This window comes from Thermogemmata fonticola, from assembly GCF_013694095.1.
GTDB classification, from domain to species: domain Bacteria; phylum Planctomycetota; class Planctomycetia; order Gemmatales; family Gemmataceae; genus Thermogemmata; species Thermogemmata fonticola.
On record NZ_JACEFB010000005.1, the window covers coordinates 186,453 to 210,947 of the forward strand.

General features: G+C 57.6%; 19 protein-coding genes. 8 read left to right on the forward strand and 11 right to left on the reverse strand.

Annotated elements, in window-relative coordinates; translation table 11 throughout:
* Positions 1-261 precede the first annotated feature (261 nt).
* Positions 262-480, reverse strand: a complete 219-nt coding sequence (hemP, locus tag H0921_RS09305; RefSeq protein ID WP_228499300.1) for a hemin uptake protein HemP — start codon at positions 478-480, stop codon at positions 262-264.
* Between the two features lie 340 nt (positions 481-820).
* Here hemP and H0921_RS09310 point away from each other — a divergent pair, with 340 nt between their 5' ends.
* The 3 genes from H0921_RS09310 to H0921_RS09320 all read left to right on the forward strand — a co-directional run bounded on the left by H0921_RS09310 (position 821) and on the right by H0921_RS09320 (position 5,895).
* A complete protein-coding gene (locus H0921_RS09310) occupies positions 821-1,867 on the forward strand; it encodes a DUF1559 domain-containing protein (protein ID WP_194537788.1) in 1,047 nt (348 codons plus the stop codon).
* A gap of 309 nt (positions 1,868-2,176) precedes the next feature.
* Positions 2,177-3,130 carry a DMT family transporter gene (locus tag H0921_RS09315; protein ID WP_228499329.1) on the forward strand — a complete coding sequence of 318 codons (954 nt, stop codon included), beginning with the start codon at positions 2,177-2,179 and terminating at the stop codon, positions 3,128-3,130.
* Positions 3,131-3,672: 542 nt separating this feature from the next.
* On the forward strand, positions 3,673-5,895 hold the full coding sequence (locus H0921_RS09320; protein WP_194537790.1) for an SUMF1/EgtB/PvdO family nonheme iron enzyme: 2,223 nt from the start codon (positions 3,673-3,675) through the stop codon (positions 5,893-5,895).
* A 62-nt stretch (positions 5,896-5,957) separates the two neighbouring features.
* On the opposite strand, the gene H0921_RS09325 is transcribed toward H0921_RS09320, so the two are convergent.
* From H0921_RS09325 to thrC, 4 genes are all read right to left on the reverse strand, one after another.
* The gene (locus H0921_RS09325) at positions 5,958-7,145 is read right to left on the reverse strand and encodes an AI-2E family transporter (RefSeq protein ID WP_194537791.1); all 1,188 of its coding nucleotides are present in this window, start codon (positions 7,143-7,145) and stop codon (positions 5,958-5,960) included.
* 148 nt (positions 7,146-7,293) lie between these two features.
* Complete coding sequence (locus tag H0921_RS09330; RefSeq protein WP_194537792.1) at positions 7,294-8,217, reverse strand: bifunctional 5,10-methylenetetrahydrofolate dehydrogenase/5,10-methenyltetrahydrofolate cyclohydrolase; 924 nt, start codon at positions 8,215-8,217, stop codon at positions 7,294-7,296.
* Positions 8,214-8,981 (reverse strand): SIR2 family NAD-dependent protein deacylase, encoded by a 768-nt coding sequence (locus H0921_RS09335; protein WP_194537793.1) that lies wholly within the window; start codon positions 8,979-8,981, stop codon positions 8,214-8,216. Before H0921_RS09335 ends, H0921_RS09330 begins: the two co-directional genes overlap by 4 nt.
* 200 nt (positions 8,982-9,181) lie before the next feature.
* The gene (gene thrC / locus H0921_RS09340; RefSeq protein WP_194537846.1) at positions 9,182-10,576 is read right to left on the reverse strand and encodes a threonine synthase; all 1,395 of its coding nucleotides are present in this window, start codon (positions 10,574-10,576) and stop codon (positions 9,182-9,184) included.
* A gap of 455 nt (positions 10,577-11,031) precedes the next feature.
* Here thrC and H0921_RS09345 point away from each other — a divergent pair, with 455 nt between their 5' ends.
* On the forward strand, positions 11,032-11,391 hold the full coding sequence (locus H0921_RS09345; RefSeq protein WP_194537794.1) for an FHA domain-containing protein: 360 nt from the start codon (positions 11,032-11,034) through the stop codon (positions 11,389-11,391).
* A gap of 1,316 nt (positions 11,392-12,707) precedes the next feature.
* Positions 12,708-13,799, forward strand: coding sequence for a hypothetical protein (locus H0921_RS09350; protein WP_194537795.1), 1,092 nt, complete (start codon positions 12,708-12,710; stop codon positions 13,797-13,799).
* Positions 13,800-13,851: 52 nt separating this feature from the next.
* Here H0921_RS09350 and gluQRS read toward each other — a convergent pair whose 3' ends face one another.
* Complete coding sequence (gene gluQRS / locus H0921_RS09355; protein WP_194537796.1) at positions 13,852-14,820, reverse strand: tRNA glutamyl-Q(34) synthetase GluQRS; 969 nt, start codon at positions 14,818-14,820, stop codon at positions 13,852-13,854.
* Between the two features lie 108 nt (positions 14,821-14,928).
* Between gluQRS and H0921_RS09360 the strand changes: the two genes are divergently transcribed.
* Complete coding sequence (locus H0921_RS09360; RefSeq protein ID WP_194537797.1) at positions 14,929-15,768, forward strand: hypothetical protein; 840 nt, start codon at positions 14,929-14,931, stop codon at positions 15,766-15,768.
* 139 nt (positions 15,769-15,907) lie between these two features.
* Here the strand turns inward: H0921_RS09360 and H0921_RS09365 are convergent, their stop codons facing one another.
* The 5 genes from H0921_RS09365 to larE all read right to left on the reverse strand — a co-directional run bounded on the left by H0921_RS09365 (position 15,908) and on the right by larE (position 22,160).
* Positions 15,908-17,155 (reverse strand): amidohydrolase, encoded by a 1,248-nt coding sequence (locus tag H0921_RS09365; RefSeq protein WP_194537798.1) that lies wholly within the window; start codon positions 17,153-17,155, stop codon positions 15,908-15,910.
* Positions 17,156-17,737: 582 nt separating this feature from the next.
* On the reverse strand, positions 17,738-18,970 hold the full coding sequence (locus tag H0921_RS09370; RefSeq protein ID WP_228499304.1) for a S9 family peptidase: 1,233 nt from the start codon (positions 18,968-18,970) through the stop codon (positions 17,738-17,740).
* 243 nt (positions 18,971-19,213) lie between these two features.
* The gene (locus H0921_RS09375; RefSeq protein ID WP_194537799.1) at positions 19,214-20,284 is read right to left on the reverse strand and encodes a hypothetical protein; all 1,071 of its coding nucleotides are present in this window, start codon (positions 20,282-20,284) and stop codon (positions 19,214-19,216) included.
* Between the two features lie 675 nt (positions 20,285-20,959).
* On the reverse strand, positions 20,960-21,229 hold the full coding sequence (locus tag H0921_RS09380; RefSeq protein ID WP_228499306.1) for a hypothetical protein: 270 nt from the start codon (positions 21,227-21,229) through the stop codon (positions 20,960-20,962).
* Between the two features lie 52 nt (positions 21,230-21,281).
* Positions 21,282-22,160, reverse strand: a complete 879-nt coding sequence (gene larE / locus H0921_RS09385; RefSeq protein WP_194537800.1) for an ATP-dependent sacrificial sulfur transferase LarE — start codon at positions 22,158-22,160, stop codon at positions 21,282-21,284.
* 323 nt (positions 22,161-22,483) lie between these two features.
* Here larE and gmd point away from each other — a divergent pair, with 323 nt between their 5' ends.
* Positions 22,484-23,479, forward strand: a complete 996-nt coding sequence (gmd, locus tag H0921_RS09390; protein WP_194537801.1) for a GDP-mannose 4,6-dehydratase — start codon at positions 22,484-22,486, stop codon at positions 23,477-23,479.
* 26 nt (positions 23,480-23,505) lie between these two features.
* Positions 23,506-24,471, forward strand: coding sequence for a GDP-mannose 4,6-dehydratase (locus tag H0921_RS09395; RefSeq protein ID WP_194537802.1), 966 nt, complete (start codon positions 23,506-23,508; stop codon positions 24,469-24,471).
* Positions 24,472-24,495: the final 24 nt, after the last annotated feature.

Below are 24,495 nucleotides of genomic sequence, written 5' to 3' on the forward strand. Positions count from 1 at the left end.
CTTTAGTGCATGCTCGAACCCCGGCTGTGACTTCTTCCTGACCGCCGCATTCACCAACCATTTCACCGTCCATCCGCAAAAATGGCGCCTCCGATCCCCTTCTCTCAAAAGGAGGGGAATATTGGTTGACTTTTGGGTAGCCATTCATTCCAAGGCTAGCTTTATCCCTGGGCCATCTCGAAAGCTGGTGAAGGGCCAATCATTGGCAGAAATACCACTGCCCTTAAGGTCTCGTTTTATTCGGCCCTCTTGGATGTACGGCTACTTTTGTAGAATCAGTCTGCCTCGGCGTGTCACGCGTAACCGATATGTTTGCCCCTCATGCAGAATCTGCACTTCCCGCTGACCGGCCAGAATATCTTCGCTGCGGAGGACGCGACCTGTCGGCGGTGCAGTTTCCCGTTGATGAGATGAAGGCAACGGCGTTTGATCTGTGTTATTCTTGTTACGCCCCGAATTGGGATTAGTTGGCATGAGCATTTCTTGGTCTCCTTATGCGACTGAGATGCAATTGCAACTATTTCCCCCACGCAAGATAGCCTTTTCGCTGCATCGCTAGTCTCAAACCTTGACTATACGGCATCGAGCACTTAAAGTAAAGGTGTTGTTGCGACTAAATCGCAACAACATGGGGTCCGGGTGACCGTCGCTTGGATTCCATCGCTGACTGCTAAGCCAATGTTCTGGGAGGCACCGATGGCTCCACCTTCACCTGTGCGACGAGGATAGGAGCCGAAGACCACCACCCCCGGTGCTCACCTACCGCCGCCAAGCAGTCACTTTACTTCCGCTTCCTGCCCACTATTCAGGAGTCTTGGTGATGCCACTACGACAGCGTTGTTCACGCGTCCCTCTGCGGTGCGAAGCTTTTACCTTGATCGAGCTATTGGTGGTAATAGCGATCATCGCCATCCTAATTGGGCTGCTGCTGCCTGCGGTCCAGAAGGTGCGCGAGGCGGCAGCACGTATCAAATGTGCCAATAATCTCAAGCAAATTGGGCTAGCGATGCACAACTATATGGATGTGAACAATGGCTTGCCTGCTAATGGAAATTACATGTCCAGCGGAGGCATGATTGTGACGACCAATGCTTGGTCCGCCATGTCCCGGATACTTCCGTACATCGAACAGGAAAATCTGTTCCGCAATATCGATTTCACGCAGAGTTACAATCTCCAGCCGGGGGTATCTTCCCAACGTGTCGCCACCTTCATTTGTCCCTCCGAGGTCAAGGATCAAGGTTACGGCACGGACCCGATCTATGGGCACAAGCATTGGATCATCAACTATGCGGTCAATCAGGGGAGTTGGGCCGTATTCATTCGCAAAAGCGGCGGGATGTATCTAGGAGACGGCGCCTTTGGGCCTAACCGCGGTTATCGCGCGACGGACTTCACCGACGGTATGAGCAACACGCTGGGAATCGCTGAAGTCAAGGCATTCACGCCTAAGGTACTAGGTTCCCCGAATACCGTCAGTTTTCCGACCCCGATGCCACCACCGACTACTCCAGGGGAGTTGGCGAATACCTTCGGGCTGAGCGGGATCAGCCTGTCGTTTGATCCGAGCAAGGTCTGCCATGTGGAGTGGGTGGACGGCAAGGTGGACGAGACGGGTTTTACGACAGTCTTTCCCCCGAATACGGCGATGTATTACGGCGGCTATGACGTCAATTTTGTCAGCGCACGGGAACCGAACCTGGGGGACACCTACGCGGTGATCACCAGCCGGAGCTATCATCCGAATGGCGTTAACGTGCTGCTCATGGATGGTTCGGTGCGCTTCGTGAGCAGCAATATACCGCTGGCTACTTGGCGTGCTCTGGGCACACGCAGCGGGGGAGAAATCGTGGGGAGCTGGGAGTGAACCTCTCTCTTCCCGCGATGTAACTTCGTGGTGACATCTAGCAGACAGCGGAGGCCTCTCCTCCGCTCATTTATTGTGCATGGGAGAACCTGTTTCGTGCTCTCCTCTAGACTAGCAGAAGCTTTGCGGTGGAAAGTCAACGTTTTCAGGCAGAAAGGAGGAACGTGTTCTGGTAGAAAAGAGGGACACCTTCCGATGACAAAGTTCAGATACCGATCATTCACGCAGGTTTAGCCCCGCGCCGGAGCTACTGCCAATGCCTAATCTGTCTCCATGAGCAGCAGCGCGGAGATCCGGCCTTATTTGCTGATGTTGTGCGGCAGCTTTTCCTTCACCATTATGGCGGTGTTGGTGCACGACGTGGTGCAGGTGTCCCGGACGTGTGACTGGCAAACCACCGCGCTCTTTCGGGCCGGCCTGGTGGCGGTGTTTGCGGTGCTATTGGCACGGGCAGCGGGGGTGCGGCTGGTCTGGACACCGTGGCGCCTGTGGGTACGGAGCGGTGCGGGCAGTTGCAGCATGGTCTGCACCTTTTACGCATTTGGTAAACTTCCCACGGCGGATGTGATCACCTTGACGAACACGTTTCCGCTATGGGTAGCGTTGTTATCGTGGCCATTGTACGGGCAACGACCAAGCCGGGCGATTCTTATGGCCATCGTGGCGGGCATTGTCGGCGTTGCTCTGGTGGAGCAACCCCATTTTGCAGAACGGAACTGGGGTGTAGTGGCGGCTCTAGCGGCGGCACTTTTTACTGCGGTCGCTATGTTAGGCCTCCACGCTCTCAAAGGGATCGACCCGACGGCGGTGGTCGTGCATTTCTCCACCGTGGCTACCGGTGTCTGTTTTGTAGTTTTCCTCTTCACACCCCAGGAGCATTCCTTGAACCGCTTGGGGGAAGGCTTTGCCTGGATCAAACTTTTGGGTATGGGTCTGGCGGCTCTCGTGGGGCAGATCTTCCTGACGCTAGCATTTGTCGGCGGTGCTCCCGCTGCGGTCTCGGTGGTGGGCCTCACCCAAATCGTGTTTGCTCTGGCATTCGACGTGTGGCTCTTTGGCCATAGAGTCAATGTGCTGACCCTGTTGGGGATGGTACTGGTCATAGCTCCGACAGCTTGGTTATTGGCACGGCCGATGCGCCTTCATTCCGCTTCGCCACCATCAGAGGTGGCCGCCTCCTCACCGCCTCCGCGGGAAGCCCATTCCACAGCAGCAATCACTGCGCCTGCGATGGCGCTGGAACAGTCCCGCGCAGAGAAGTGAGGCCAAGGACGCCTTCACCCGTTCCGCACGAAAGCGAAGGTTTCCTTGCGGTACATCCTCTGGGCTTACCTTCAGGCATGTTTTTTTGCCTTGAGCCGCAGGAAAACTGGACCTACCATACGCTACCTCAGCCGGTTGCCGATTCGCGGTTCCGTTTTTTCCGGAGTCACCTAGGAGAAAGCCTGGGCCTCAGAGAATGCGCAGGTGTTTTCGCCAGAATAAGCTGAGTCCCCGGTGGAGAGTTTTTGAACTTCTCCGGTGCCAAGAACGTCGAATTAGTAAGCGCGAGTTATCACAAGGGGGCGGTGCGGAAGCAAGCGCACAGCCTACCGGCAACGAAAGACCCACCAGAAGTCGCATTTTGCGAGCATCTTTGGTTTAGCGGTTCTGGCCAGTGAGGCGGAAAGGAGTGTTTCCCCAGAAAAGGCGAGATCGCCTTGTGCAGGCGGGCGAGAAGCTTTACAGTAGAGATAGACTCGCCACGCCCGGAGAGCACTCGCTGGAAGTCAGCCGCTCCATCAATTTCATAAGGAGGGCGTGCCATGCCTTTGCTGCAAGCATTGTTGGAAAGTGTAGCTCAGGCCTTGTGCGAGAAGGGGCGCAAGGCCCTTTTGGGTCAATGGCCCTTTGCTGACGTACTTTCAGATGTCACGCGGACGGCCTTCGATTATCTGCACCGCAAGCTGGTCGGTCCCGATCAGCGGCTAGCCTTTCAGATGTGCGCGGCAGTGGAAGGGCCGGAGTTGGAACGCCGCCTCAGTGAATTGATTGAGGATTTGTCGTTGACACATGCGGTGCCCAAAGAACAGTTGCGGGACTACCTGCGGGCCTTGCCGGCAACGGTCCGGCAGATGTTCCGGCGTCCTTCGGACCCACAAGGGCGAACAGCTCCCGAGCAGTTTCAGATTCTCAAAGCGGAGGAACTCGCGGCTTTCCTACCTCCACGGATTCCCCGTTACCGCCCCGGAGATCAACCGCCGATTCTGGAAGGATGGAAGCTCGTGGAGCTACGAGGTTTCGGAGAATGTTCGGAGACCTGGGTTGCCGAGCATCCGAGCCAACCGGAGCTTTCTCCAGCGGTGATCAAGCTGGCGGTGGACCCCGAAAGCAACGAGCGTGTTCGCAGCAGCGCGGAGCTATTCCAAAAAGTGTTTACCCTCAACGGCATTGCGGGCATCGTCCCGTTGCGTTCGGTTTATCTGCCTCACGACGTCAAAGAGCCGGCCGCTCTGGAGTCGCCCTTCCTATCTGGTTACGATCTGGGCGGGTTACTTTACGAGTGGAAATGGCGCTACGACACTCCCAAGCCCGAAGCCGCTTTGAAACTGATGCGCCGCATCACCGCAGTCGTGGCCGAAGCTCATAAGCGGGGCATCATACATCGAGACCTAAAACCGAGCAACATTCTGCTCAAGCCAACGGATGACCGCAAGTTCACGCTTTGGATCGCCGATTACGGCTGGGGACAGATCGAGAGCATGCGGTCCCTGGAGATTGCCCGGGTCGGGCCGCGGGCCGAGCAATTGCGGCTCAGCCAGCGGGGTTCCGCCACGGCTTTATATGCTTCCCCCCAGCAGATGAAGAAGGAAGCTCCCGCCCCCAGTGACGACGTGCATGCCTTAGGCATGATCTGGTATCAACTGCTCAGCCGTGATCCCGCTGCTTCTGCTCCGGTCGGCAATGAGTGGATCGAGGAATTCCGCCCCTACGGTTTTACCGACTCGCAAGCACGCGTGCTGCAAGCCTGCCTGTCCACCCGGCCGGACCGCCGACCCAAGGACGCGGTGGCGCTTGGGGAGATGCTGGCGCAGGTCACGGTAGCTCCGCCCAGCGAAATACCCGATGGCTCCCGCCTGATCTCCCTACGGGATCCTGGCTCGTCCGTGATTCATGCTCCATCGGTGACGATCCGGGGCAAGCCGGAAGCGAGTGAAGCGGCAGCCCACACCGCTGCCGCCATTCTCACTGCTGCCGGGGCCGCCGCGGCTGCCATTGCCTCTACCAGTCCTTCCAGCACCACCGCCGGACTGCGGATCATCCGTAACTCCATCGGAATGACCTTCGTCCGGATCAATCCGGGCACCTTCCTCATGGGGTCGCCGGAGGATGAACCGGGGCGGCGCGAGGGGGAATCGCCCCAGCATGAAGTCCGCATCACCAAGCCGTTCTATATCTCTGTAACTCCCGTGACTCAGGAGCAATACGAGAAGGTCAAGAACAAAAATCCTAGCCGGTTCCGGCGGCATCGCGGCGGTGGACCCGATCATCCCGTGGAAAATGTGACCTGGGACCAGGCCATGCGCTTCTGCGATCGCCTCAGCCGCATGCCGGAAGAGGAAATCCACCATCGCATTTACCGCCTGCCTACGGAAGCAGAATGGGAGTATGCCTGCCGTGCCGGAACCACCACGCCCTTTTACTGCGGCAAGCAGTTGACCGGTGAGTACGCCATCTTCGCAGGTTCCGGGGGCAAATATGGTGGCAAAAGCACAGCTCCGGTCGGCCAGACCCTGGCTAATGCCTGGGGCCTGCACGACATGCATGGCAACGTCTTCGAATGGGTGCAGGACTGGTTCGACGAATACTACTACTTCGACAGTCCCTCGGAGGACCCAACCGGCCCGAAAACCGGAACCCTGCGCACCATCCGTGGCGGCTGCTGGGAATCCCCCGCGCACGACTGCCGTAGTGCGGCCCGGCGCGGTCACATGCCTGATGCGCCCTCAGAAACCATCGGTTTCCGCGTCGTGCTCGTCATCGCCTAACCACTAGTCTCCCATAACGGTGGCTCAATCTTTTCCCGCCGTTCCAGTTCTCCAACCCCACGTCAACGCGATGGTCCAGCCGCCACACCACCGCTGGTCCCACGTGACGGCAGGGTTTTGTTCTCCTGGTCTCCCCCGTAATGCGTCTCCCCATTATTCAATTTCATCTGCTGGGCTGGTCCGGAACTCAAAAGCTGTCCCCATCGCTCCCAACCTTCTACTTGCATGCAAACAACGCGAATCGCCGACATGATTGGCATCGCCAGAAAAAGACCAGCTACACCCCACAACTCCTGCCAGAACAAGCAAGCCAGTATCACCGTGGTTGCATTCAGGTCCATACTCCGGCCCATGATCCATGGGACGATCAAGTACCCTTCTATCGTGACAATCGCCGAATAAATGACCAGAATCATCAACCCCATGAGCGGATTGACAAATAGCATGGCGTCCAGCACCGGAGGAATACCCGCGGCGATTGTGCCCAAATACGGAACATAACTGAGGAGAATGACCAGGATGGCCCAAAGGTACCAATATTTGAGATCAGCAGCATTGTAGATGGCCCCTAATACGATCCCCAAGATGATGTTGATGATGGTGCGCCAGACCAAATAGGTCCGGATCGCTTCGGCCATCTCCCGAACTGCCGCCGTGACGCGATTTTGAATATCCTCCGCTGGTCCAAAAATCGCCCGCACTTTTTCGGTCAACATGCTCCCTTCGATGAGTAGGAACAGGGTGATGAAGAGGATTAGGATAACATACCAAACATACTCACTGGTCCGAGCCAGCAAGGCCGCCAGAACATCGGAAATCTTGGAACCAGCGAAGAAATCACGGGCTGCCCGGTAGACGTTGGATTGATCAGGGTCCGGTGGCAGCCAACGCTCCACCCCATAAGGAAAGAGCAGGCTCAGGTTCTGCTGCACTTCGCGATACTGTTGCTTCCATTCGTCCTCGCTTTTTGGCAAACCCTCGATGGTCCGCGACACGGAAATAGCCAGTGCGACCGTGATGATCAGCAGCAGCAGCAATGAGACCAGGATCGCTCCTACACAGGCGAAGAAGCGGGGCAGATAAGCCACCCGTTGGAGGAAGCGGGCTAGCGGATGCAAAACGGTCGCTAGTAACACGCCCAGTACTAAAGGGATGAAGATGCTCCGCCCTAGATACAGAAGCAGGGATACTCCCAAAAACACGGAGAGATTCAGGCCCAAGCGGGTGGCTGTCGTCAGGTTGACCATCATAACCGCTTTGCTCCCTCCCATGTCATGATGCCGCTGCACCCAGCCCCGCTACAACTCTGGGGCATTCGGGCGCCGGACCTGCTGAAGAGTGGTTCGCTGTCGGGAGCCGCCTCTTGCGGGTCATCCTGACATTGGCTGCTGGCGGTGCTCAGAGACCCAAGCGGAAACTGCGAGGGAACAGCTCCGAAGCCGATCCTCTACTGTCTATATGTTCAGCAGCTTGTAATGTGTTCACCAAGAGCATGGCGATGGTCATCGGTCCCACTCCACCGGGCACGGGGGAAAGGGCTGCGGCAATCTGAGCCACCTGGGGATGCACATCGCCGACCAACCGGCCCTCCACGGAATGAATCCCCACATCGACCACAATCGCACCCGGAGCCACCATCTCCGCGGTGATGATCCCAGGGACCCCCGCGGCGACCACGAGGATTTCCGCCCGCCGGCACAAAGCAGGCAGGTCCCGGCTACGGGTATGAACCACAGTCACCGTCGCCTCGCCACCCGCCGGATTCTGGGCGGTGCGCTTTTGCAAGAGCATCAACGCCAACGGTTTGCCAACAATATTGCTCCGGCCGACAATGACCACCTCTTTCCCTAGTGTGTCATAACCTGCGCGCCAAAGCAACTGAAGCACACCGTGTGGAGTGCACGGGTAAAAGCGGGGGCGTCCCAACGCCAGCAGTCCGGCGTTTTCAGGATGAAAGCCATCCACATCCTTGGAGGGGAGCACCGCTTGCTGAACCGCAAACTCGTCAATATGCCGCGGTAAGGGCAATTGCACTAGAATCCCATGGACCCGCGGATCGGCATTTAGCTCCTGGAGAAAGTCGAGCAGCCGCTCTTGAGAAATGTCGGCGGGAAGTTGGTGGACCCACGAGGCCATGCCCACTTGTTGGCAGGCTTTGTGCTTGTTACGGACATAGACTTGACTGGCGGGGTTATCACCCACCAGCACCGCGGCCAGGCCAGGAGGTGGAAGACCTTGTTGCCGGCGCCGCTCCACTTGAGCTGCCACCTCGGCCCGAATCGCCGCCGCTGTCTGCCTGCCATCCAACAGCCGGGCCGTCATGGCATGCTCTCCATCGCCCGGACCAACTCTGGCAACACGACCCCTGATGGGCCATGCAGACTCAGGTCCGCTTGGGGAGTGGCTTCGGTGCGCGTCAGGTTGATCTCCACAACCTTAGCCGGAGGCTGCCCGCGCCGGGCGATAGGGATGAGCGACGCCGCGGGATAGACAACAGCAGAGGTTCCCACCACCAAGAGCAGATCGCAGCTATGGGCCGCCCAAACGGCAGCTTCCCAGGTTTCCTCAGGCAACATTTCACCGAACCAGACGATGTCCGGGCGAAGCGGCCCGCCACAACGGGGACAACGGGGAAGCGGATCGAGCGGTTCCAAGCCGCGATCGCGCACCTCGCCACACCCCAGGCAGCGGGTCCGGCGCAGATTTCCGTGCAATTCCAGGACCTGGCGATTCCCAGCTGCCTGATGCAGACCATCCACATTTTGTGTCACCAGCGTGAAGCGGTCCCCCCAGCGCCGCTCCAGCTCCGCCAAGGCGTAATGCCCCGGATTAGGTTGGACCTGCCGCAGATTGGCTCGCCGGGCATTGTAAAACTGCCACACTAAGGTGGGATTGCGGCGAAATCCCTCCGGACTTGCGACGTCCTCGATACGATGGCCTTCCCACAAACCATCGCTGCCCCGGAACGTCGGTACCCCGCTTTCCGCAGACACCCCCGCGCCTGTCAGCACGCAGATACGCTCGGCTTGCCGGAGCCACTGGGCCGCCTGCTCCAATCCCGCCACGATTCCTGTGCTCGTTGTCATAGAGGGCTATCCTTGACCGCGCCTGTCGTTCCTCATAACCAGATTACCGCCTCGTTGGCAGCCCAACAAGCGCCATGTTTCACACCTAAAGCGCATTGGGGTCCGTCATCCGTCCTAGTTCCCCCCTTCCTTCTTCCCCTAGCTCCAGCGTTTTGTGTAGTTCCAGCCGTGTTGTGTGGCTCCACGGGCCTAGGCATGGTTCAGGCGTAAAGCTCAATGGCTTTGATAATTTCAGCGAGATCATTGGGGACCTGGACGGCGCGATTGGCGTAAGTCGCCCGCTTGACGCCGCGGCGGCCTAACTTCTGGTCGAAGAGAGCGCGATCATCTGTATGGTAGGCGACGGTGGCATCGGGGTCTTTGAGCACATGGCCGGTTAGGATGCAGACGACTGTTTCCTCCGGTTGGATTACTCCTTCAGCCACAAGGCGGCGCAGGCCGGCTACAGTCGCGGCACTAGCCGGTTCACATCCCAATCCGCCGGCTCCCACTTGGGCCTTAGCATCGAGGATTTCCTGATCGCTGACTTCCCGCACAACTCCACCGCAGATCTCCAAAGCACGCAGCGCCTTGGGCAGATTGACCGGGCGGTGGATTTCGATGGCGCTGGCCAGCGTGTCGGCTCGCCGGGCCGCTGCATCCAGTTCCTTCAGATAGATCTGAATCACTTGCGGATCATAGCGGCCGCCATTCCAACGCAACCCGCGGCGTTCGTACAATTCGTAAAACGTGTTAGCCCCTTGGGCATTGATCACTGCCAAGCGGGGAGGCCGGCTCAGCAAGCTCAACTGCTGCAATTCGCCGAACGCCTTGCCGAAACTAGAGACATTCCCCAGATTCCCGCCCGGCACCACAATCCAATCGGGAGGCTGCCAGTGTAGCGATTCCAGCACGCGATACATAATGGTCTTCTGCCCTTCCAGGCGGAAGGGATTGATACTGTTGACCAGGTAGATTCCCAATTGGCGGGCGATCTCCTGGACCTGACGCAAGGCATCATCAAAATCGCCAGCAATCTGGATGGTCAAGGCACCATGTTCCAGCGCCTGGGAGAGTTTGCCATAGCTGATCTTGCCAGAACCAATGAAGATGATGCCGCGCATCAATCCGGAAGCGGCGCAGTACAATGCCAGGCTGGCGCTGGTGTTACCGGTGCTAGCGCAGGCTGCTCGCTTGGCCCCCGTCATCCGGGCATGGGTAAAGGCGGCTGTCATGCCATTGTCCTTGAAACTGCCGCTGGGATTTAAGCCTTCGTATTGCAGATAAAGCCGTCCTGGACGCAATCCGACATACGTAGCGACAGGATCAGACCGTAGGCACAGCGTCTGGCCTTCCCCGATGGTCACCACATGCCCTTCGGAGGCGAAAGGGAATAAGGCCCGGAAGCGCCACACCCCGGAAAAATCCAGAGGTTCGCGCCGCCGCGACCACGCCCCTTCCCACGCCGACAGCGATTGGGGCAACGGTAAACGTTCCCATTCGTAATCCACATCGAGCAGGCTGCCACAGCGGGGACAGCGAAATGTAGTTTCTCCCAAGTCCACTGTCGCCCGGCACTGCGGCATGATACAGCGCTGAAACGCCCATTCCCTCATGCCGCTGTTGTAGTGTTCCGCAGCCCCGTTGGGCACCTCGATTGTCCCTCTAACACATGCTTGCTGGACACCGGGATTGACCTCGCAGTCGTATTTCAAGCCTCCCGTGCTGCCAGACTAGTACCGCCCTGCCCAGTCCCGGTACCCGTGCGCTCATTCCGGAGCAGGTCAACCACGCCATCCTGTTCGTTTCCACTTGGATCAGGTATTCCCTTTGGATCAATCGCCATTACACAGTCCGATCATGGGGTTTTCCCGCTTTGCTCTGGTATAGCTCCCCGCAATGTGATAGAAATAACATAATACTAACCAACACCTTGATCAGCATGGAGTTTTATATGCTGATAGATGAATTTTTTGCTATAGAAGAAATCCGCTCGGTTGCCGAAACCGCTTGGCCGCTCTGGCTCTTCCCTCCGAAAAACCAGCGGCTTGGTAAGGGGAAGTAACCGGCCATGCCCCTTCTCCTGCTAGCACTTTCCGAGGGTTCCCACATCCCGATCGACAAGCCAATTTTGCTCGTGGGCCGCAGTGACGAATGCGATGTGGTTATTCCCTCCCGCAAGGTCTCTCGCCGACACTGTGTGCTGGTTTCGCGGGGGCATGCCTTGCTCGTCCGGGACTTGGGCAGTACCAATGGCATCCGTATCAATGGTGTGCGGATAACCTGTGAATTACTTCAACCGGGCGACTTGTTACAAATCGCACATTTCCTCTACCAGTTGATCCATAAAACGACAGAACAACCGGGAGAAACTCAACAGCCGAACGACTTTTTGCCAGTTCCGCCGGAGCCACGTTTTCTCACGAGTTAGGGCGAAAAACAGGGACAGTGGGGATTATCGTGGGGCGTGACAGGAACAGTATGGCATTATTGGGGCCAATAGCTATTGGCGGCCAGCGGCTGGTTTCTCAGATGATTCGGCCGCCTGAATAAAGTACTCCCCGATGATGCAGACTGTACCGCGAAAGTAGCGGTCACCAAAAACGATCAGGTGGGGAACGCAAAACCCCAAATATGATCTAAATATTTCACAACAGCATTCACGGCGCCGCTCCGGTTCCTCACCGGAACTGCCACTTCTAAACATGAGGAACACGTCAGGAGGATCACGGAGAAGGCCAGGCAAGTAAAGGGAGGGTTGTTCTTATGCCTGTCGAAGTAACTTGTCCGACATGTGGTGCCAAGTTGAAAGCTCCGGATGCTGCTATCGGCAAGCGAGCCAAATGTGGAAAATGCCGGAATCCTGTGCTAGTAACTCCCCCTTCGACTGCCTCGAGTACTCCGCTGCCGCCACCCACCGGGGAACCGGAACCTTTTCCGACCCTGTCGGAAAGCGAAAACCCGTTTGACTTTGGCGCTCCGGCTCCGAGCAACCCGTCTCGCCCCCCTGCTTCCGCTTCCACACCTGCGGCCAATCCTCCCCCCCCAGCCGCCACGTCGCCTTCGGCGGATGTTGCTTCCCCCTTCGCCTTTGCCTCAGAACAGGCGCCATTCCCGTCTGCGACCTCCCCTCCCCCTTCCAAGCCCTCGCGTTACTCCCAGCGTGACACCAAGCCAGCCGCCGCTTCCGAAAAGCCCCCGGCGGAACCGCCCGCGTCCCGATACCGAATGGCGAGGAATCAACCCGCTTCTAATCGCTTGCTCTACGTTTCTTTCGCCGGAGCACTCCTCGCTCTGATCTTGGGTGTGGTCAGTGTGTATATTTTCCTCGACAGCAGCCGGCGCGCAGCGGAAGCTCAACAAAGCAAGAAAAGCGCATCAGACGCAGCAAGCAACGACACCCCCGCCCCCCTCAACGAGCCGCTCGTGCCCCAGGAAAAAACGGATTCGCCGCCAACTCAATCACCCCCCGGGAAATTACCCTCCAACAATTCCAGTCAATCGACTAACTCTGTCTCTTCCAAGAAAGATTCCCAAAACCAAGACAAATCCACGAAATCCAGGCCGAAAGATGGGAAAACCTCGACGAGTCCCGGTGGTAAGACTTCGTCCCAACTTTCCCAGACGCCCTTGGCTCCCGATCACGACCCCGGACCGCCTCCTCAAGCAACCTTGTTGAAATTGCCGACTTCGATCCGCACATTCACCTTCGCTCCTGCACCGGCTCCGAGAGAGATGGCTGATCGTGTGCGTCACGAACGAACACTGCCTGTACCCGCCTCGACCATTCAGTATTTCCTACCACCCGCCAACCCCAACACGGATGACGCTTTCGTGGTGTATGAACAACCCGGTACCGAGGGAATCCAACCCCCGCGCTGGGTTCTGGAGCAGATCAGTTCAGTGGGGACAAGTGTCGTCCGCTTGGAGTGGGAGAAGGACCATCGGCCTGTTCCTCTCGTCGCTGTCCACCGGGGCGAGAAACAATCCCTCTGCCTGGCGGCTATTCACAACCGTGTTCGTGTTTGGGACCTGAACAACAAAGAGGTGGTGAACGACAACCTGGCCCCATTCGCCGGCCTGCCGGATGCCCAAACGGCGGAAATTGCTGCCCTCTATGCCGTGCGGGACCCGCAACATTTCATCGCCGTTGCTTCCTCGGGCCTTGCCGTCGTGTATGACCGTTCCCAAGGGAAAGTCATACACCAATTCCACCCGCCGCAACCGCAACCGGGGCGTGTCCGTTGGCTCCGCAGCACTTCCTCCAATAGCCAACAGGAGTCCTTTGCCATCGCCATCGGCGGACATCTTTACCACTTCCGCTGCGACAGCCAGCTTTCCCGTCTGGCAGAAATCCCCCTCGGCGGTGATGTGCAACGTTCCTGGGCTGTGGCGGCGGAAGGCGAGCGCGTCATTTATGTCTTTGATGCCGGTGAGGCCGCCCGCCAAGTCCGTATCATTCTCTTTGCCACACATCAAGGGCAAAAATCGTTCCGTATCTTGGGCTGGCCACAAGAGGCCGGTGATCCCATCAGTGCAACTTGGAGCGAGGCGACGGCTATCCTCCGAGCCACCCGCGGCATCGTGCTGCTGGAACATGACGAAGGGAATCTCATCCCCTTTGCCTTACTCCAACCGGAAAGCGGCCCCGTTCCTTATGTAACAAGTCACGGCAGTCATCTCTGGTATCTCTTGCCCGATCCTAAGGAACCCCAGAACCGCACCAGGGCATGCTGCCTCACTTTGCCGTTGGATGACTACGCCCAATTTGCGGAACGGTTCCAAGATAAAAAACCATTGCCCTGCCTGTTCCTGACACCGGAGGGATTAAAGAAATAATCAGATTGCCGGAAAACAACTCGCAACACCTCGTAGTCAGATGTAGGACCACCTAAGCCGAATAACCGATGGCTTGGAGATGCTCTGGTAGCAGTACGAACGGCTGGCGCGGAATCGCCTCCCAGCGGAATAAGGGGAGCAATTCCTGGACACGGATGGGTTCGATCCGGTCCAGCCAGCCGCAGGACCAGGCAAGTAATCCCAGCAGCGCTTCCGCGTGCACCCCGGCTTGTCGCAGTTGTACCAGGCGGGTATCCCCGTGCCGTTTCGCTAGGCGTCGTCCATCTGTGCCCACCACCAGAGGAACATGAGCGAAAGCAGGCGGCACCCATCCCAAAGCTTCATACAGCAGCAATTGCCGAGGTGTGGAGGGAATCAAATCATCTCCCCGAACGACCTCAGTGATTCCCCCCGCCGCATCATCCACCACCACTGCCAACTGGTAAGCGGGGGTGTTATTGTTCTTCCAGACTACAAAATCTCCGCCCATTCGCCGCAGGTCCAGATGGACCTCTCCCGCCAGTCGATCCGTAAATACGGGGGTGTGCCGCACGCGGAATCGCCAGGCGTAAGCTCGCCCCTGCTGCTGCAACAGCTTCGCATCCGCCACCTGTCTTCCGGCGCATGTTCCCGGATACACCGGCCCTTCATGTTCCGCATGAGGAGCACTAGCTGCCAGAGCAATGTCACTACGACTGCATGTACATGGATAAACCAACTCCTGAGCTTGCAAGTGTTGCAAGGCTTGCCTATAGACGGACAATCGCTGGGACTGCACGACGATCGGGCCATCCCAATCCAGACCGAGCCATCGCAAGTCTTCGACTAGTAGGTCTGCTGCTCCCGCTTTGACTCGCGGCGAATCGATATCCTCGATCCGCAAGCGAAGTTCCCCCCCTTGACTTCGCGCCGACAACCAGGCGATCAGATAGGTCCGGGCGTTGCCCACATGTTGCGCCCCGGTAGGCGACGGAGCCAAGCGACCCACCACCCGGCTGCCTCGGCTAACCTCCGGTTGCATCGCTCTTCTCCTCTAATGACCCCTCTCAGCCTGGGCTTGTCTCGAACGAGAGAATGTGTCATGTTCCTTCGAGTCGCCCGCAGTGTATCCTGAACGGGAGGCCTGTTCATGTCGATGCGACCATTCCTGATGCTGGCCCTCGCGGCGTTTACTCTGAGTAACCTCACCGCTTCGTGGCTCTTCGGACAACAGACCCTTCCCTCGCCTGTGCCAAAAGTTCCGCCTCTTCGTCCCGACATGGTGCAACGCATCCCACCTGAGGATTATCAGATGATGAAGGCCATTTTCCAACAGATGCTTGAGCAGGCCGCCGATAGCTCTCCAAAACCCATGCCGCCCCAGAGACCGGCTAACCAACTGCCCATTCCCCGAACGCCAGAGCGCGGCACAGTTCCCATGAATCCTGTCTATCCTTTGAGCTGCCCCATGGGTGCGTGTCCTGCCTGTTCACCGGCCTCCGTTCCTCCGCAAGCGGTGGATCGGTCCCAAACAGCCCCTCCTAAGGCCGACCTCCCCGTCCTGGGAACGTGGCAACGGAAAACAGACCTGCTCTCCTGCATCCTGCAAATCAAACCAGACCATCTCAGCCTGGAAATGGACATTCGCAACCCCAATCTGGAACCCATAAAAATCTATGTCCTGGCAGAATACATTATCCTCAAAGATCAGCGTACAATTCTATGCTACATTACCAATATCGACATCATCTCTTATAAGAGTATTAGACAAGATGGGTTGAAAGCATGGAAAGAGATCGGGAACATTCAACAGGCATTTGTGGAAACCGCCGTGGTGGCCAAAGTTGCACTCTATCAGGATGCTTTCGTGATCAGTAGCTTGCGGCTGGCTGGCATGGACAACACAGAGATCGCTTCCTTCTTACACCACATGATCTGTGGCCGGTACGAACGCGTTGAGCTGACTAAGACCGTCCCAGCAAACCGGTGATCGCTGTCTGCCTGTACCGCCTGGGCAATCCGCCTTTTCATTTTAGCTACAAGCGTCCTAATCGAGATTTTGCTTCATTGTGGAAGCGGTCAGTGCGCCGCTTTCTTCATACCCAGCAGATGGCGATGACACTGTCTTGTCATAATCGAAAGATCGTGCGCACGTTGTCATAGAGCAACTGTCGCCCCAGAGCGACAGCCTCCGTTTCGGAGAGCAAGCCGGGACGGACAAACTCCGCCGCCAACACCTCGGCCAAAATCTGCCGGTACATTCGATATTTCGGCAAGACGAATTCCAGCTTGTAGGCATCGGAGTAGTAACCGATCAATTTATTTTTGGGTACAGCAGTGATGCGCTCCGTCAAATCCTTCCGAATATAGGGTGGTGTGTTGGAATACCACCAATGACCATTGACTATCACATTGGGGAATATCCAAGAGTATGCCACCAATTCCTGATTCTGATTACTGGTTAGTACAGAGATGGGAAACAGTACCTCCGGGAAGGCGTTGAAGAGTTCCTGATACTGGATCAGGCTGGTGCGCTGGTCGAAGAGGTCTTGGCCTTGAAACACCCCGTGGCGATAGACACGCCGCTGCACACCGATCATGAGGTCGAAGGGGAGTTGGAAAGTGCGACAACATTCCGCGAGCAGCCAGAACAGGGCGGGAGCAAGGGCGGCGGAATCGGCTCGGCGCAGGGCGTTATCCAGCTCCGCATCACTTAGAGGGGCAGGGACAAATTGAGGCGGCAAGGAAATGGCGCAGGCTTTAGCTCCCCGATTCACAAATCGTTCCATCAAGGTCAGGAAAGCGCGACGGACACGGCCAGCATCTTCCGCCTCGATGCCAGTGCAAGCGGCCAGTCGCTGCCGCGTGTTCGGCTGGTGAAACTGAAAGACGAGAGTGTCGGTGCGCAAACAGGGGACATAAACGGTGGTGTCGAAGCCCTGCAACGGATCGTCAAATTCATTCGTGAGAAAGATTTTCTCCAGGCGAGTGCGCTGGCGGACCTCCGCCTCCCAGTGTAGCTGCTGGAAGACCCTCTCGGCAGTCTCGTAGAGCCAATCAGCATCGTTTACTGTGACACGTTGTCCGGGAAAGTGCAAAAACGTTCGGGCAATCTCCACAAACCAGCGATACTGGGCAGTGTTGTCGTAATGACTCATGAAGCGGAGGATTTCCCGCACACGCTCGCGGGAAGGAACTTGAGGTTGCAGGACTTGCTGGGACATGCCCGCAGAATGAGCCAATTCCGTGTAATAGTGGTAGCCCAGAATATCCTCCAGGCTCCGAGCCACCGGTGATAAGGGATCGATGTGGGAATGTGGGTCAATGAGGGGAATTTCTTCCAGCCCCGCGAGGAGATCGGCAACCAGGGTGTCCATAACAACCTCCGCAAAGCAGGTAAGAATAACAAGAGGCTTGAAGGAAAGTCTTACAATTTTCAGGAAGAAATTACAAAGGGGGTTTGGGTTTCGGCTTCACCAGGAGAACGTATGCCGGGAAGAAAAGGAAGATGTGCCAGGGGAAAAGCCACACCTCTGCGGCTTTTTGTTCGAGGGAACCGCACAGGGCATGAATAGGGAACAGGTTTGGCACGCTCTCTGCACCACTATCACCCGTCCGCGATTCGCTCTCCCCCAGCGGATCGCGACTCAGCCTCCGGAAAGTGAAGTTGCTGTCCCCCCTCAAGCAACGACGCTATCCCCCAAGCGACCGGAGACTGATCCCAAGCGGTTCCGCTTCGTTTCCCCCAGAAGTGGAACCAAGGAGAGTTCCCCCCTCTCCTGAACGTTGTTCAATTCCATACTTTCTTTTCTTTCTGTCACACCTTCCCCCCTCCGCCGCCTTCCCCCGGGCGGCGGCTCTTTTTTCTTCCAGGCGACGGATTAGCTGTCTCGGTTCTCAGGTCTCCAACCTTCCGAATTGTCTACCAAATCCCAGCACCAAGGCTCAAAGGGGGCCGTTCACTTCCGGTTCTTCGCTTGCAGCGCCCATTCAAAAAATTGGGCGAGTAGTTCGTTGGCCTCCGCAGTGGGATCATGGGTCGGGCGATGGGTCATTGCGACCCGATGGGTCAAGCCGAGGAGTTGATTGACGGCCACGGAATGGACCAAGGCAGACCAGCGCTCTGGTGGGTCTTCCGCTCCGCCGGAGACGAGGAAGGGACGCGGGGCCATGAGGGCATGCAGTTCGTGCAAATCTCGCTGATCAGCAATCAACTGCTTGTACGGACCAGTGCGGGGATTCTTTTCGCTGGGTACTCCTTGGGGGCGCTGTTTGGGCCGTCCTGGTTCGAATCCCAGATACCACCGTTCCCAATAATTGACATTTGGGCGTCGTTCGTCAAAGACGATTCCCGGATCAGACCAGGCTGCCGCGGCAAAATCGTCATACAAGCACGCGGCGAACATGGCCCACTTACCGCCGTAGGAATGCCCTACAATCCCAATCCGCCGGGCATCGACCTGTTTCATCCGTTGCAGGGCGCGGCAGGCATTAGCCGCCTCGTAAGCATGAAAAGCTAGCGGTTGCAAGCGGCATTGCTCCGCATTAGGATAATATGTTTCCGGCGGGCTTCCTAGAGAAAGCGCGACAAAACCGCGTTGCACAAGCAGCCGGGCATAATCCCGGTGCGGTCTCTTCCCTTCTCCAATCCCCGTCTTAGCATCGTAGAAGACCACGATCACCGCCGGATACACCCCTTGGCCCTTCGGTACCAGCAAGTAGGCATCGTCCGTCAGCCGTCCGGGTGCTGTCTCCAACCGCAGATGAAATTGCTTGTAACTGCCTTTATCCTGCTGCTGAAGATATTCGATTTGGGGGTGGTCGAGCAGTGCCGGGGGGTCACCCAGCAGTTTCCACCAGTAACGGCGGATCTGCTCGCGCCGACGGAGCCAATCGGCCGATGTCCGCACAGGGGAGCCATCATCGAACAGCAGCGGCGAGCGGTACTTCTCCGGGATAAGCTTGACGTCTGAAGGCGGGCGGAAAAAGGGAGCCAACGCTGGCGGAGGAGGACCGAGCGGATCAATCGCCTTCTTCTCCTCTTCGATCGTCTTACTGCTTCCCGCGGTGGAGATTCCCGATAGACCCACCATCAGCAAACCCGCCAGCCAGAGACTCGCTTTACCGTAACCCGCAATCCTACCTCGGTCGTGCCCGCCTACCGCCACTTTTGGTACCGCCACCTTCCCCATGGCTGATCCTCCCCCCTGAGTTAGCTGACCCAAGAAAGTTCCCCGGATCAAGGAGCTGTGATCCGCCTCGACTTAGCATTCTGGGGATTTACTATGCGGGGGAATACCTACGAGAAGTGCAGAAAACGGTCCGCCTATCTTCCCTCTGAGAAAATAAGTCTATTCCGAAGCGAGATATTAGAGCCTGAGCTTGGACCTAACCTTGGAGCTTGTGATCTCCCCCAGCCAGCCTCGCATTGCGACTCAGTACCAAATCGTCAGGTTGGCGAGGGCTTCCACATTCCAGGGACGCGGAGCGATAGTCGGCACACTGATGGCTCCGCCAAGAGTGGCAAAGGGAAACCGAATATGCACACCGCTCGTGATGTTGAGCATATCCGGCACGAAGACCACGCCGTCACGATTGCGGTTGTTCAGGGGCGTTCGCAGGTGAACTTCCACTACCGGAACAACGCCGCGGATGAGGCGGTCCGCCGGAGCGCGATACAACCACCACCCTGCCGCTAAGCTGTTGGTTAGTAGCGTGGTATCCCGCCGATCCGTCGGAACAATGATCGCCGAGACACCCTGAACATACCACCCACCAAACACGTTGATAAACCCCACCCACGGCTGGAGGAGTGTCGAACGTGGCACCCGCGTTCCATCCGCTAGCAGGACATTTCCTACACCTGTAGGCGTCGTGATGATCAAACCCGCTGAGACCACATCGCCTGTGACAAGATCGTTGATAAAGGCATACTTGGTCAGAATGGTTAGGTCGCCTGCTCCCTGCTCGTCGGCCAAGCCTCCCGGCGTATGCATTTGCACAAACGGCAGGCGCACGCCGATTGAGGCATCCCCATTCAGAAAGGTTTTCTCAAAGCCGATCAAGGGGCGATGCAGCGTCACATTTCCGAAGCCGGGATTAAGTTGGGCGGCAATCCCGTCGTAGTAACTGTGATGGTAGTAAAGTCGATCCGTCGGGCGGGGACTGTCATTGTCGGTGATAGAAATGCCGTTGTAACGAGTGCCCACAGGAATGAGCACCTGCCGCCGATGCTCGACAACCACAGGAGCGAAGATTGGAAGGCGAATGACGTTTCCCTGATAATCTCGGATGATTCGCGTATCGACTTGTCGGATTTCCGTCTGGCGGCTGACAATGGTCCGGCGATAAAAGGCCGCGAGCAAATCGCCATCGAACGATTCATTGAATGACCGCCCCTGGAATCCCCCAGCGGCAGTGGGAACGGCAAAGGGCATGACCAACTCATCCAGCACCCGTGGCGGAGGGGCAACCGGCGGCATTCCAGGAGGAACAGCAGGAGGCATCCCAGGGGGAGCCTCTCCGGGTGGGCGAGGGGACGGCTGAACATCAGCCCCAAGTGGCAAGTGCGGTAGGGCAGTCCCTGCGGACAAACCCGAACTTGCGCTGCGTATGGTCCTTTCAGCTCGTTGTTCTGCTCCCCATCCCTCAAATGATCCACCCTCGTACCCTTCCAATGGACCAGACCCGAATACGAACCCCGTGAGCAAGAGCCATGCAAGGTATCGCACCGCCATGCTATACCCTCTCTTCGATTCCCAACGCTGGAGTGCACCTCAGAACCGTCCGCTGAAGCCCTACCCCTGCCAATCCCCCTCTACCGCCCCACCCAAAGGCCGCCCCTCTGCTGACGTTCCCAGCGCCGCACCTGACGATACACTGGGCTAGCTGCCGACCTTGGCCTCATCCATCAAACGGGTATTCAGTCGGTGAAAAATTTCGCCATGCAAATTCCGGCCCCAGAACTGGCGATCTTACCGCATTTATCGAAAATTCCAGGAATGAGACTTCAACGAATGCGCCAAGGACAGGATTACTACGCAACTTAGGGGGCCAAAACCCAATCTTCCGAAACCAAAACCGTGCGTCGAAAAATCCTTTTTCCGGCCTGTTTTGGTTCAAGGAATCAGGGCCAAGGGAAGGGAAGGTGGAATCCGTGGCGATAAACGGCAAGCGTCCAGTTACAGCCGGGGTTGAGGCCGAGGCCAAGAGGGATCGTAAGCTTGCGAGAAAATCATCTGGATGCGTTCCGCTTTGTCTGGAGCATCGGAGTTCAACACGGCCAAGGCATCACGAATTTGGCTCCAACGGCTATCCTGCGGCAGGTTTTCCGCCCCTTCTCCCGCTTGGAAGCGATCCAGGATCGCGGCCAGATCCAGGAGTTTCGCGCGCGCCTCCAGAAAATACAGATCGAGCGCTCGAGAAGCTGTCAACCGGCTCAGGCTCATCATCCTTTTCTCCTCTTTATTGCGGTTCGGTGAACGGCGGGTAGCAGCCTCCAGGTCAGCGTTGTTCCACCGCTGGGCCACTGAAGCGCTTCCGAATCTCCAGCGGCACCAGAGCGTTCAGACTTCCCGAACGTAAACCTTGCCAGTCGACCGTCACATACCGAAAACCCAGACGCAGCAACTCTTCGGTCAGCGCGGAACGCAACGGCTCGGCGGCGAGCATCGGCAGATACTCCAGCGGCACCTCCACACGGGCCAGATCATCCGCATGATAGCGAACCCGGCAATCCCGTAAGCCTTGGGCCCGCAAGAAAGCCTCTGCTGCCTCGACACGATGCAGGCGTTCCACCGTCACGGCCACGCCCGGCGCCAATCGGCTCGACAAGCATGGCGAAGCGGGCTTATCCCATATCGGTAAGCCCCAATACCGGGCTAGCGCACGCACTTCAGCCTTACCTAAACCCACTTCCAGCAGGGGATGGCGTACTCCCTGCTCTGCCGCCGCTTGCAAACCGGGGCGAAAATCCCCTACATCGTCTCGATTCGCCCCGCTTACGATCGTCCACTGATTCTCCAACTCACCGTGGCTGCGCAAATACTGGGCAATGCAGGTGTACAACTCCGTCTTACAGTAATAGCAGCGCAAACCGTCGTTACGGCGATATTCCGGCTGCTCGACTTCCTGGGTCGGCAGGATAATGTGCGTGATTCCGATCTGCTTGGCCAATTGCTGGGCTGCTGCCAACTCCGCGCGGGGCACACTCGGACTATCCGCGGTGATGGCCAGCGCCGCGGAACCACAGGCCAGCCAAGCCGCCTGAGCCACAACCGCGCTGTCCACTCCGCCGCTGAATGCGACTGCTACACGGGTATGTTCCCTGAGCCATGCCAACAGTCGATCCCGTTTCGCCGCTATTTCTGCTGCGAGTTCCATACCTTTATTCTACCCACCCTTTACTAGTCTGACAGCGTCCAGCCTAACGGGAGCTCCGCCGTATGGCCGCTCTTGGCTGGAAATGCATGAAGTGGAAGGTTGTGGTGGACAGAAGAATAGACAGCCCGATCCTATCATGAAAACATACTTTATCGGGAAGGCATCTTTTCCGCTCGGAAAGCCTGCTGAAGCGGGGTTGGTCGAAAAGGTTTTTTGGGTTAGAGTAGGAGCAGTTCATTCTGGAGAGACTCAAGAGCTTATGGAAACGGACCTCCCTGAGAGTCCCGGAGCGCTTTCTCTGAGCCAAGGAAAGGTGGACAGCCATGAAACGAGCATTGATTACTGGCATTACCGGGCAGGATGGCAGCTATCTGTCGGAGTTTCTTTTGGAGAAAGGATACGAAGTCCACGGCATCGTGCGCCGTTCCAGTACAGAAAACTTCGAGCGGATCGCCCATCTAGCCGGGAAGATCCACCTGCACCAAGCGGACTTGCTGGATCAGCTTTCGATTATCGACGTGATGCGAGAGGTCAAGCCGGACGAGGTTTATAACTTGGCGGCGATGAGTTTCGTACCGACCAGTTGGAAACAGCCCGTTCTCACCGGGGAATTCACCGCCATTGGCGTCACCCGGATGCTGGAAGCTATCCGCCTCCTCGGCCGGGACCGCATCCGCTTTTACCAGGCCTCCTCCAGCGAAATGTTCGGAAAGGTTGTCGAGGTTCCTCAAAAGGAAACGACGCCCTTCTATCCCCGCAGTCCCTACGGCGTGGCCAAGGTGTATGGCCATTGGATTACGGTCAACTATCGGGAAAGTTACGGCATGTTCTGCTGTAGTGGGATATTATTCAATCATGAGAGCGAGCGGCGGGGACGGGAGTTCGTGACACGCAAAGTGAGTGACGGCGTAGCTCGGATCAAATTAGGGCTAGCCCGCACCCTCAAGCTCGGCAACCTGGAAGCCCAGCGCGATTGGGGGTTTGCTGGTGACTATGTCCGGGCCATGTGGCTCATGCTCCAGCAAGACCAACCCGACGACTATGTGATCGCCACGGGGAAAACCCACACGGTCCGGCGTCTGGTGGAGCTGGCTTTCGATGTCGTCGGCCTGAACTGGCAGAAATACGTGGAAATCGACCCCACCTTGGTCCGCCCCGCTGAAGTAGACCTGCTCATCGGCGATGCGTCCAAAGCCCGCGCCAAATTGGGATGGAAACCGGAAGTCACTTTTGAACAGCTAGTGGAACGCATGGTTCTGGCCGATTTGGCACGATTGGAGGGCAAACCCATGCCCGACTTCAAAGCCAAGGGCATCTGATCATCGACGGACGGATAGCAAGGGGTATGCGCATACTCGTCACAGGAGCTACGGGATTTGTCGGGGGCCACCTGCTGGAGAAATTAGTAGGTGAAAACCATCATCTTTTTGGGATGTGCCGCCGGGGCCGTTGGCCGGCTGCCTTGTCCCATTTGGCCAGTCAGGTTGAGTTGCTGGCCGGTGAACTTCAGGACCTCCCTCGCATCGCCGCGATCCTGGAACAGGCCCGACCCGATTGGATCATCCATCTGGCCGGATATGCCAATCCAGGCCGCTCCTACGCCGAAGCCGATACATGCTGGCGCGACAACTTGCAGGGCACCCGCACCCTCTACGAGGCCGTCATCCGCACGGGACAACGACCCCGCATCCTCTACGTCTCGACCGGACTGATCTACGGAGAACCCGATGAACCTGGCGGCACGTGCGATGAACGCACCACCTTCAAGCCAGCCACTCCGTACGCAGCCAGCAAAGCCGCGGCGGATATCCTGAGCTACCAATACACCCGCTACCCTGGCTTAGATATCGTCCGCATCCGGCTCTTCAATCAAATCGGTCCGCGGCAAAGTGCAGATTATGCCATCGCTAACTTTGCCCGTCAGATCGCAGCCGCCGAAGCCGGACGTCAGGCCCCTGTCATCGAAACCGGCGACCTCTCCGCTCAGCGGGACATCACCGACGTCCGCGACATGGTCGCCGCCTTCCCCTTACTACTACAGCACGGTCGCAGCGGGGAAGCCTACAACGCAGGACGCGGCCAAGCCTTCCGCGTCGGCGACCTGCTCGACCAATTGATCCAACTCGCCCGCATTCCCCTCGAAATTCGCGAGCGCAAAGAAGCCCGCCGGAGCCGCGACACCTTAGTCACCAAAGCCAACACACAAAAGCTCTACCAGTGCACCGGCTGGCAACCCCAAATCCCCATCGAACAAACCCTCCGGGACATCCTCAACGATTGGCGCAAAAAAATGCTCGTCGCAGGTGAGTAAAAGCCCGACGGCAGGGCGCCCTCA